Below are 9,339 nucleotides of genomic sequence, written 5' to 3' on the forward strand. Positions count from 1 at the left end.
ATCAGATACTCGCGCCCACCGCAACCCTCTCCCGCCAACCCCGTGAGCAGTTACCCGGTTCGTGAAGGATAGCGCTTGAAGCTGAATCACTTACGGGACATTGTCGCAGTGGCGCAAAACGGTAGCTTACGTGCTGCCTCCCGCCACCTTGGGATTGCTCAGCCAGTACTGACCCGCAGCATCCGCGATACAGAGCAGGAGCTCGGTGCGACCCTGTTTGAACGACATGCAAGAGGTGTTCGACTTACGACCATCGGGGAAGCGGTTGTCCGTCGCGCTAGCGGGATCCAAGCTGAGTTCCAACGTCTTGAGGAAGAGGTGGAGCAGCTCAAGGGGTCAGGCACCGGCGAGGTCTCGGTGGCATTTTCCACAGCTTCGAGCATGAGCTTGATGCCCTCAGCCGTAACGGCGTTCAGGAAGCGATACCCGGATACCATTCTTAAAATGTCGGAAGGCTTTTTCCAGCCAATACAAAGCCGGTTACTGTCTGGCGAAGTAGACTTATACGTTGGGCCACTCGACCTGAAATACGTTACTTCAAGGATCGAGGTTGAAGAACTGTTTGAGAATTGGCGCGTCGTTATCGCGCGCAAAGGCCATCCCGCGGGCGCTGCGCGTCGTCTGGAACAGCTCTCAGGCGAGCGCTGGATCCAACCGGCTTGGCCGGATAGTGGAGCAGAGCCTGACTTCCGCTCAATCTTCACCGAGCGAGGACTGCCTGCTCCCAATATTGTGACCCATGCGCGCTCCGCCTTGCTGACGTTGGTCAGCGTTACCAGCTCGGACTTACTGACGATCCTGCCTATCCAGTGGCTGGACTCTTCTCCGGCTGGCTTTTCGCTTGAAGCGCTTCCATTGAGCGAGGCATTGTCAGCGCCGCCGATCTGTATCGCGCGCCGTAAAGACATGCCCCTGACTCCAGTGGCTGAGCATCTGCATGACATGATGCGCCGCGCAGCTGCCCATTATGTGCACCGCCGCGCAGGGGGTGTTCCGGGGACCTAACAGATCGTCCTGGCAGATCGCCATCAAGCTCTATCAGAGCACGCTCATCACGACAGCGCTGTAAACACATCTCGTGCGAGGTAACTTCAAAACGGCGTCACGCGTGTAGAGCTTGCTACCCGACCACGTAATCTGCTTGCCTATGGTGTTGATCACCGTACTGGCAGTGACCGACGGTGAGCAGTTGCGATCAGCGCAAGGTCAGTCGCGCCCGGTGACGCGTTTCAGTAATCCATCCGTGGGCCACGCATCGCCGCGCCACGCGATGTGCTGGTCCGGGCGGATCAGCGTCAACATACGGTCATACAGCGCGCGCACAGCGGCGTGGTCGACGCGTACGATCATAAGTGGAGTCTGCGTATCCGCGGCTTCCCGCCGGGCCGCCTCCTCATCAACCCCATCGCCGAGCACCAGGAGCGTGTAGCCCGGCCCAAACAGATCGTAGAGCGACGTGTCGTCATCGAGCCAGTGGTGCGGCGCAAGGCAGCCCGGCGCGTCGGAAGGCACGTAAGTGCGCGAGCGTGTCCAGCGCGCCGCGCTCCCGTCGTCGACGATCACTGGTGAGTCGCGGTAGCAATAGCCGAGCACCACGCCCAACGCGTAGAACTCGGGTGTCTTGTCGCGGACGACGATCTCTTCCACCTCGCGCCGCGCCGCTTCGCCCTCGGGCGTGTCGTCCTCCAGTCCGGGGCGGAACAGCATGTTGGGCGAGGAGGCGTGGTTCGCTTCCGATTCGTCGAGCACAAACTCGTGAGCCGGGCGGCGCTCGATCTCATAGCTGTCGAGCAAAGCGGGACCGCCCCACCCCTGCAGCGCCGCTGCGATTTTCCAACCAAGGTCGACTCCATCGGACACGCCCATATTCATCCCGAAGCCACCAAACGGCGGATGAAGATGGCAGGCGTCGCCCGCCAGGAAGACGCGCGCCTTTCGATAGTGATCGGCGAGGAAACGGCTTGCCACCCACTCGTCCGAACTCAGGATCTCGTACGGCAAATCGATGCCGGTCGACCGCTTGATCGCATCCACCGCCTCTTCCGGGGTATATGTCACCCCTGGAGCAAGGCCGGTGGGCATGAAATACCACAGGTCGTCCTCGTCCATCGGCCCGATCAAACCAGGCACGTCGTCGTTGACTTGCGCGAACATGATGCCCTGGCCGTGCGTGTGCGCCTCAGCCAGCCCTGGCGCGCGAAAAATCGTATTGTAGTTGCGCGACAAGCCATAGGTGCCGATCATCGTCGCGCCGATCGCCTCGCGCACACTGCTCCGCGCGCCGTCGGCGCCGATCAGATAGGCGGCACGAATCTCGATCTCGTCGCCACTACCTCCGTCACGGACGCGGATCGACAGGCCTTCGTCGTTCTCCTGATAATCGACGAACTCCTGACCGTAGTACAGTTCGACGCCGGGTAGCGACAGCGCATGGTCGCGCAGCACGGCTTCGAGTTTGTATTGCGGAATCCATTGGCCGTGCTCTGAGTAACGCTGGTCACGGTCGGGCGCGCACTGCAGCGCATTCTCGAAACGGTGGATCAACGGGCCAGCCAAACGAGTGACGTAGAGAACGTGCGACGGATAATCGATACCGAGGGGTGAGGCAGCAGCCAGCTTGTCGGCGATGCCCCAACGGCGCAGATGTTCGCGGGTGCGAGTATGGGTCGTTTTCGCACGGGGTGCGTAGCCAGCGCGCGCTTGTCGTTCGATGATGGTGCAGGCGATGCCGCGCATCCCAAGTTCGATCGCCGCGGCGAGCCCCGACGGTCCGGCCCCGACCACGACTACTCGATGTTCCACCATGTTGCCGACGCCTTCCATGTCAAGGCACCTACCTCGCTCACGCGTCCGATGTAGGATACCCAACGCCGAGCAACGATGCGCGCGGCCTATCAGCCACTCCCGCACCCACGGCGTCTTGAGTCACGAAACAGTTGATCGCATCGGGGCGTCAGTCACTGGCATCTTCTCCGACGAGGACGCCGTCGCCCGTCACGTCGGCGCGCCCCTGCTCGAGCAGGATGACGAGTAGGCAGTTCAGCGGAGCCGCTACATCACGCTGGAAAGCGTCGCCCAGTTGAGCGATGATCCCACCGTCACGCTAGCCATGGCCACTTGATCGATACCGGCTTGGTCGGAGATCGACGCGGCTACGCCGTCGACGCTACACCAAGCGGTGTGACACGATCTGGCTGAATGCTGCCGTGCTGGCAAAGCCGGCGCGCGCGGCCACTTGTGCAATCGTATCGGCTGCCGAAAGCCGCTCGATCTTCACAGGGACCTGCGCTCGTTGCTGCCAGGCCTTGTCGGTCAGTCCCGTTTCCGGCGAGACCAGTCGGCTGATCGTCCGCGCCGAGGTGGCCGCGAGGCTGGTGAGGTCATCGATATCGATTTGGCCAAGAGGACCGGCCAGGTTCAGGTCGGCGACCCGTCGCCCAACCGCTGACGGGAAGCGGCAAAAAGGTCGGCGTCCGGAATCGCGGTACGCTCGAACCGGATCAAACCCTGGATCATCGATCATTTGAGGCAGGCTGGACTTTTTATTAACAATTGGAACTCGGGCGGACGAAGACTGTTAGCGCTCCTGTCCAGCCCATAAGGGTGGACACCGCACGGGCGGCGTAAGGCACAAGGGCCAGATAGCGAGGGAACCACGCCCGGTGGCCTCGCACAGTCGATCGGTCCGCAATGCACGAACGCGATGCTTCGCCCTTGGCGATCCCGATCATCGAGGAAGCGGTCATCGTCGACAAGATCGCGGTGACGACGGACGCGGTGCGCATCCGTACCTCGGTCGAGACCCACGACGTCCTGGTGGAAGATCAGCTCGAACGCAGTGTGCTGCGGATCGAGAGGATCGCCGCCGATCGCGCCGTGGAAACTGCGCCGCCGCCGCGCGAGGAAGGCGACACGATGATCGTATCGGTCGTGGAAGAGCGACTGGTGATCGGGAAGCGATTGTTCGTCGTCGAGGAAATCCATGTCACGCGGGAACAGACGCAGAAGCGCGTCGCGATCCCGGTCACCCTTCGGCGTACGCAGGCGACGATCGAGCATCCGGCGCAAGAAACAACAGGGAGCAAGAACAATGGCTGATCCGAACGACCCGCGCGGCGCACCGCCGCGTGAGATCCATATCGAGAAGAAGAAGACCAACTGGCTGGCCTGGATCGCGCTGATTCTGGGCATTCTCGCCGCATTGCTGGCGCTCAGCCGCTGCAACCGGCACGACGATGTCGTCGCTGCGCCGGCGCCGACGCAGAGTCCCGTCACGAACACTGCAGCTACCCCGCCGGTCGGCGTCAAGCACGTCACGCTGCCGGGCGGAACGGTCGTCGATCTCGAGCCCAAGACGCTAAACTACGATCTGCAGGCGTTCCTCGCGAGCAACGCTGCCGCGCCGAGCACGTTCACCTTCGACAAGCTGAACTTCGACACCGCTTCGTCGCAGATCCGCGCGGACGATCAGCCGACGCTCGCCGCGCTGGCCCGCATCCTGACGGCGTATCCCAAGGCGGCGATCAAGCTGGTCGGCTATGCCGATGCGCGCGGCACCGATGCGATCAACACGAAGCTCGGCGCCGACCGCGCTGCTGCGGTCGGCAAGGCGCTGACCGATGCCGGCATCGTCGCCGGCCGGATCACCACCGCCAGTGGCGGTGACGCCAATCCGGTCGCCAGCAACCAGACCGCGAGCGGCCAGTTCCAGAACCGCCGCACCGAGCTGGTCGTCATGTCCAAGTAACCCACTAGTCCCCACCAAGGAGAGCACCCATGACCCGTACCATCACCGCCCTGTTCGATCGCCGCGCCGATGCCGATGCAGCCGAGGCTCGCCTGAAGGCGTCCACCGTGAGTGCCGCGCACGTCCGCATCCATGACCAGTCGAGCGAAGGCTACAGCGCCGACACGAGCTCCACCCATGCCAATCCTGGCATGTGGGGTTCGGTGAAGAACGCGTTCCTCCCCGACGAGGATCGCCACACCTATGAGGAAGGTGTCCGTCGCGGCGGGTTCCTGCTGACCGCGGACGTCAGCGAGGAACAGGTCGAGGAGGCCGTGCGCGTGCTCGAGGAGGCCGATACGGTCGACATCGACGAGCGTTCAAACCAGTGGCGTCAGTCGGGTTGGAAGGTACCCGCGGCCGCAGCCGGTGCTGGCGCGTTCGCGTTCGGCGAGAAGAACACCGGCACGCTCGGCACGACCGGCAACGCGACCGAGGAGGTGATCCCGGTGGTCGAGGAGAAGCTGGTCGTCGGCAAGCGTGAGGTCGATCGCGGCCGTGCCCGCGTACGGTCCTATGTCACCGAGGTCCCGGTTCATGAGCAGGTCCGGCTGCGCGAAGAGCGGATCAACGTTCAGCGTCGCGCTGTCGACCGGCCGATCACGGACGCCGACGATGCGTTCCGCGATCGCTCGATCGAGCTGACCGCCACTGGCGAGGAAGCCGTGGTCGGCAAGACCGCACGCGTCGTCGAAGAAGTGGTCGTCTCCAAGACCAGCGGTGAACGCGTCGAGGAGATCGACGACACCGTCCGCCGCACCGACGTGGAAGTCGACGAGGACACCGGCAAGGTCGGCGGTCTGACCGGCACGAAGCCGATCGACCCCGCCTACCGCCGCTGACGCGGAGGCAGCGCCGCCCGGGACTGCTCCCGGGCGGCGCTCGCCGGCGATCCGGCACCTGATTAGAAAGGATCGCATCCGCATGTATCTGGGAAACACCGACGATCCGATTTCATCACCGGATCATACCGCACACAAGGACACCCGCACACGGGAGCGCTTGCTCCGAACCGTCCACGACGCCTTTCCGGTCGTCAGGCCCAAAATCAGCACAGCCGCGGTCCGGGTGGAGCAAGGAGGCGGTGACCACCGGCTCCTGATCCTCGACGAGCAACTCGCGTTCCGCTTTCCTCGCGACGGCCAGCATGACCTGGATCTCGAACTCCTCGTGCTCGATCAGCTTCGCCAGGCGACCACGATCTCCGTTCCTGGTTACGAGTATGTCGCGCCGAAACGCGATTTTGGAGGGTATCGGTTGATCGCAGGTGTTCCTGTAACCCTTACCCGCCTGCGCCACATTGCTCCGGCGTCGCGCCTCGCCATCGTCGATGGTATCGTTGCACTCCTGAAAGCGTTGCATGGGATCGACCCTGCTTCGATCCGGCTACCTGTCGAGTGGCCACGACTATGGTCCGCCGCGCAGTTCGCGAAGAGGCTTGTACAGGATCGACTTTCTTTAATCGTGGGGCGCTGGCCTTCACTGGGGAAGCCGGTCCTTCGGTTCGCGGAGTGTTATGGTAAGCAGCGTGCACCGCGCGAGGTTGTGCTGCACGGTGATCTCGTAGACGAGCATGTGCTGATCGATGAGCGCGCGGGTCAACTCGCCGGCGTCATCGATTTCGGCGACGTTGCCTTGGGCGACCCGGCCCAGGATTTCATCGGGTTCTGGGCTTATGGCCGTCGCGCTGCCGAGGGTGCCATCCGCCACTATGACTCGAACGGCGCGGACCCTGGATTGCCGGAGCGGTCCCGCAACCACTTCCTACGCTATCGGATCGACCAGCTCTACGAAGCCGTCCGGGATGGCGCAGCGGGCACGGTACTCGACCAGCAGGCCATCGCCGTCGAGCGATTGCTCCGTACACGATCGAACACGCGATAGTGCCAGATGACAAGTTGTTCCGATTACGCGCAATTCTATCTTCAAAACGAGAGATCATGACCGCTGCGGTCTTTCCAACCGTGTCGCTCGGGGCGCCATCCTCGCCGGCGTCGCCGCTGCCCTGGTGACGCAGCTTCTGCTCAACATGCTTGGCATCGGCGCGGCAGTACTCGACATCGGTCTTGGCGTTGACGATTCAGGCTCCGCGCTGTCGATGGCCTCGCCCAATGGGCGCACATCACGCTGGCTGAGGCACAGGCGCGGATCAATCGCGCGGCAGCCGGTGCACGGCAGACGTATGAAGCGGCCAAGGCCAAGGCGACCAGGGCTGCCGACGCCGCACGGTCCGGCGTCGCTACCACGTCGGTCCTCAGGTTCATTGCTCTTTTGCTTGGCGCGGCCGCGTCCGGACGCCTACCTTGTATACGCTCGTCGAATCAGCGGCTTGCACCCGTCCGTGGACTTGACCGACACACCCACGCGGGGCACGTATCGGCGACGGAGTGCATCACCCCAAGACGCACCACATCGGTAATTAGCCCCGAAAAGGAGATATCATGTCGAAGTTCGCAGTCGCTCTTCTAAGCGCGACCGTTCTGCTCGCGCCCGCGCCAGCGTTGGCCAAGGGGTGTATCCGCGGCGCAGTGGCGGGCGGGGTCGCGGGCCACTATGCTCATCATCATGCGGTCGCAGGTGCGATGGCCGGCTGCGTAGCCGGGCACTATTACTACAAGCACAAGGCTGCAGCCGCGGCAGGGCAGCATGCGTCAGCTCCTGCTGCGCACCAGTGAGATAGATCTGATCCGAACTGCTGTCGTTCACGTATTTAGGAAATATCTATGGGCCTTCTCGACGGTATCCTTGGTCAAGTCATGGGTGGGGGTGGCGGCGACAACGCCATCATCTCCGACATCGCGCAGAAAGTCGGGCTAAGTCCCGACGTTGCGGAGAACGCCATCGGCGCCCTCGCCAATGCGCATCCGCAGCCAGGCGATACCGTCCAGACTGCCTCGAACGACACCGGGCTGTCACCGGACCTGCTTCAGCAGATCGTTGGTCATCTCGGCGGAGAAGGCGGGCTTGCCAGTATCGCCTCGAGCTTCGCAAGCCGAGGTTGAACCTCGGAAGGCTTGCTAGAGTGTTGATTTTGTCCTTGTGACTTACGCCTTGAGTATGTGCTCGAAATCAACGTCTTATTCTTTTCTGGTCGCCTAGGGTGCTTGGGACCTACTGGCTGCTTTAGTACTTATCTCCGTCATCTTGCTCGCGTTTTTGGGCAAAATACATCTAGATCAGATGACGGCAGGGCAGGCGTGCCAACCTTGAAAGTGATTGGTTGGCCGCTTTGCGATGGTCAGCGACTTCTCCTCCGAAGCCCTAGTTCGCGTCGCGACTAAAGCGTTAAGGAAACAGACGCTGCTGTTGGTCCAGCATAGCCCGATGAGCATGGCCGCGCTGTTCGACTTCAAGGTCGGCGAGGGCCGCGAGACCTGACGCGTATCGCGAGGATCAGCCCAGGTCGGCTCTTGGCGATCCGATCCATTACGTGGCGGAGGCGCGATGGCCCCTATGCACGGGCGATGCGCGATGCCGCGCAGCAGCGGACTTTGGCTTTCACCGCGACATCAACGAAAGCCCCGATGACGGCTTCTACCCCATGCCTATCAGCGCGCACGGGTCACGTCGGCGACTTCCTATCTGGACGTTGCCACTCGGCGGCGTTCCAACTTGACGATCCTTTCGCGGACGCACGTCGACACCATCCGCCTCGACGGCCTCAGGGTCAGGGGCGTGCGGGTGAGGCACGAGGGCTCGTCGTCACGGATAGAAGCCGACACGGTGGTGCTGAGCAGCGCGGTCGGGCATCGGGCCTGCCGAGGCGTTGAAGTGGCTTGGCATCAAACCTCCGCACCGCTGTGCCGGCACGCGTGCGAACCTGCAGAACCATCCGTACGTCCTGACCGGACTCGTCCTTCCCCGACGCATGCGGATGTCACCTCGACTTCGCTAATGCTCGATTGCCGGCCTGCGTGCTTCGTCCCGCCAGGCAGGCAGCCTTGGCGGGGACCTGTTCCTGTTCCTGACCGGGCGGATCAGTTCGCGTGCGGTCGGCACGAGCCTCGGCATCCGCGTCGGGGGGACTTGGTTGCCAGCTACGGCAAATGCCGCCTTCGGTCGCCGGCGAACGACGGCCGGGCCGTGCTCGTGCCCACAGGCGATGGCAGCTCAAGCACTTCCTCTTCCAGAAAGACTGCCTCCTCAGGAAGCTGCCGGGTCGGCCGCCAGAGGATCTCCAGCCTGGCTTCCGACGGGCCGCTGCCCACACGCGCGGCTCGTCCAGACTCCTGCAATCCGCGAAGACACGATTACGGCAACTGCGTACGTCGGCGGCATAGAGGCTAGCTGCGGTCGGGTCTCACCGCGGAGTGGAGAACCCGGTCGGTTCTGTTGCCGACTAGGTAGACGGGCCGGGTCACCATTCGTTTCCGATCCGATCACCGCCCCGCCGCACCTCGACCGCACTACGAGGAAGTTCCAAATCGGAACGAGCGAGGACAAAGCCGGCTACGTTATCGACTAAGACGGCGGGTTCATGGTGGGCGTGGCAAGGATTGAACTTGCGACCCCTGCGATGTCAACACAGTGCTCTACCACTGAGCTACACGCCC

10 protein-coding genes, 1 tRNA gene and 1 pseudogene are annotated in these 9,339 nt (G+C 63.0%); 9 read left to right on the forward strand and 3 right to left on the reverse strand.

The features are described from left to right. Window positions 1-75 precede the first annotated feature (75 nt). Window positions 76-1,005, forward strand: coding sequence for a LysR substrate-binding domain-containing protein (locus ACFE65_RS16830; RefSeq protein WP_375383516.1), 930 nt, complete (start codon window positions 76-78; stop codon window positions 1,003-1,005). Between the two features lie 201 nt (window positions 1,006-1,206). Here the strand turns inward: ACFE65_RS16830 and ACFE65_RS16835 are convergent, their stop codons facing one another. Further along, window positions 1,207-2,823: an FAD-dependent monooxygenase gene (locus tag ACFE65_RS16835; protein ID WP_375383517.1), complete on the reverse strand. Its 1,617-nt coding sequence runs from the start codon at window positions 2,821-2,823 to the stop codon at window positions 1,207-1,209. A gap of 133 nt (window positions 2,824-2,956) precedes the next feature. On the opposite strand from ACFE65_RS16835, the pseudogene ACFE65_RS16840 reads away from it, so the two are divergent. Further along, window positions 2,957-3,121: pseudogene (locus ACFE65_RS16840) on the forward strand (IS256 family transposase); the annotation flags it as partial. Between the two features lie 45 nt (window positions 3,122-3,166). Here the strand turns inward: ACFE65_RS16840 and ACFE65_RS16845 are convergent. Continuing rightward, window positions 3,167-3,523 carry a hypothetical protein gene (locus ACFE65_RS16845; protein WP_375383518.1) on the reverse strand — a complete coding sequence of 119 codons (357 nt, stop codon included), beginning with the start codon at window positions 3,521-3,523 and terminating at the stop codon, window positions 3,167-3,169. 167 nt (window positions 3,524-3,690) lie between these two features. On the opposite strand from ACFE65_RS16845, the gene ACFE65_RS16850 reads away from it, so the two are divergent. From ACFE65_RS16850 to ACFE65_RS16880, 7 genes are all read left to right on the forward strand, one after another. Beyond that, window positions 3,691-4,098, forward strand: a complete 408-nt coding sequence (locus ACFE65_RS16850; protein WP_375383519.1) for a YsnF/AvaK domain-containing protein — start codon at window positions 3,691-3,693, stop codon at window positions 4,096-4,098. Next, window positions 4,091-4,747 carry an OmpA family protein gene (locus ACFE65_RS16855; RefSeq protein ID WP_375383520.1) on the forward strand — a complete coding sequence of 219 codons (657 nt, stop codon included), beginning with the start codon at window positions 4,091-4,093 and terminating at the stop codon, window positions 4,745-4,747. The genes ACFE65_RS16850 and ACFE65_RS16855 overlap by 8 nt, the downstream gene beginning before the upstream one ends. Window positions 4,748-4,776: 29 nt before the next feature. Further along, the gene (locus tag ACFE65_RS16860) at window positions 4,777-5,628 is read left to right on the forward strand and encodes a YsnF/AvaK domain-containing protein (RefSeq protein WP_375383521.1); all 852 of its coding nucleotides are present in this window, start codon (window positions 4,777-4,779) and stop codon (window positions 5,626-5,628) included. Window positions 5,629-5,710: 82 nt separating this feature from the next. After that, window positions 5,711-6,670, forward strand: a complete 960-nt coding sequence (locus tag ACFE65_RS16865; RefSeq protein ID WP_375383522.1) for a phosphotransferase family protein — start codon at window positions 5,711-5,713, stop codon at window positions 6,668-6,670. Between the two features lie 557 nt (window positions 6,671-7,227). Next, entirely contained in the window at window positions 7,228-7,461 is a 234-nt protein-coding gene (locus ACFE65_RS16870; RefSeq protein ID WP_375383523.1) for a hypothetical protein, read from the forward strand. Window positions 7,462-7,509: 48 nt separating this feature from the next. Continuing rightward, window positions 7,510-7,788 carry a hypothetical protein gene (locus ACFE65_RS16875; protein ID WP_375383524.1) on the forward strand — a complete coding sequence of 93 codons (279 nt, stop codon included), beginning with the start codon at window positions 7,510-7,512 and terminating at the stop codon, window positions 7,786-7,788. 232 nt (window positions 7,789-8,020) lie between these two features. Next, window positions 8,021-8,164, forward strand: a complete 144-nt coding sequence (locus ACFE65_RS16880; protein ID WP_375383525.1) for a hypothetical protein — start codon at window positions 8,021-8,023, stop codon at window positions 8,162-8,164. A 1,100-nt stretch (window positions 8,165-9,264) separates the two neighbouring features. On the opposite strand, the gene ACFE65_RS16885 is transcribed toward ACFE65_RS16880, so the two are convergent. Continuing rightward, a tRNA-Val gene (locus ACFE65_RS16885) sits at window positions 9,265-9,339 on the reverse strand.

This window comes from uncultured Sphingomonas sp. (genome assembly GCF_964237335.1).
Classification (GTDB): domain Bacteria; phylum Pseudomonadota; class Alphaproteobacteria; order Sphingomonadales; family Sphingomonadaceae; genus Sphingomonas.

Excerpts from the sequence above, each read along its gene's own strand:
- ACFE65_RS16865 (WP_375383522.1), top strand. The coding sequence starts at position 5,711 with ATGTATCTGGGAAACACCGACGATCCGATTTCATCACCGGATCATACC.
- ACFE65_RS16850 (WP_375383519.1), top strand. The coding sequence starts at position 3,691 with ATGCACGAACGCGATGCTTCGCCCTTGGCGATCCCGATCATCGAGGAA.
- ACFE65_RS16870 (WP_375383523.1), top strand. The coding sequence starts at position 7,228 with ATGTCGAAGTTCGCAGTCGCTCTTCTAAGCGCGACCGTTCTGCTCGCG.
- ACFE65_RS16845 (WP_375383518.1), bottom strand. The coding sequence starts at position 3,523 with ATGATCGATGATCCAGGGTTTGATCCGGTTCGAGCGTACCGCGATTCC.
- ACFE65_RS16875 (WP_375383524.1), top strand. The coding sequence starts at position 7,510 with ATGGGCCTTCTCGACGGTATCCTTGGTCAAGTCATGGGTGGGGGTGGC.
- ACFE65_RS16860 (WP_375383521.1), top strand. The coding sequence starts at position 4,777 with ATGACCCGTACCATCACCGCCCTGTTCGATCGCCGCGCCGATGCCGAT.
- ACFE65_RS16855 (WP_375383520.1), top strand. The coding sequence starts at position 4,091 with ATGGCTGATCCGAACGACCCGCGCGGCGCACCGCCGCGTGAGATCCAT.
- ACFE65_RS16880 (WP_375383525.1), top strand. The coding sequence starts at position 8,021 with ATGGTCAGCGACTTCTCCTCCGAAGCCCTAGTTCGCGTCGCGACTAAA.
- ACFE65_RS16835 (WP_375383517.1), bottom strand. The coding sequence starts at position 2,823 with ATGGAAGGCGTCGGCAACATGGTGGAACATCGAGTAGTCGTGGTCGGG.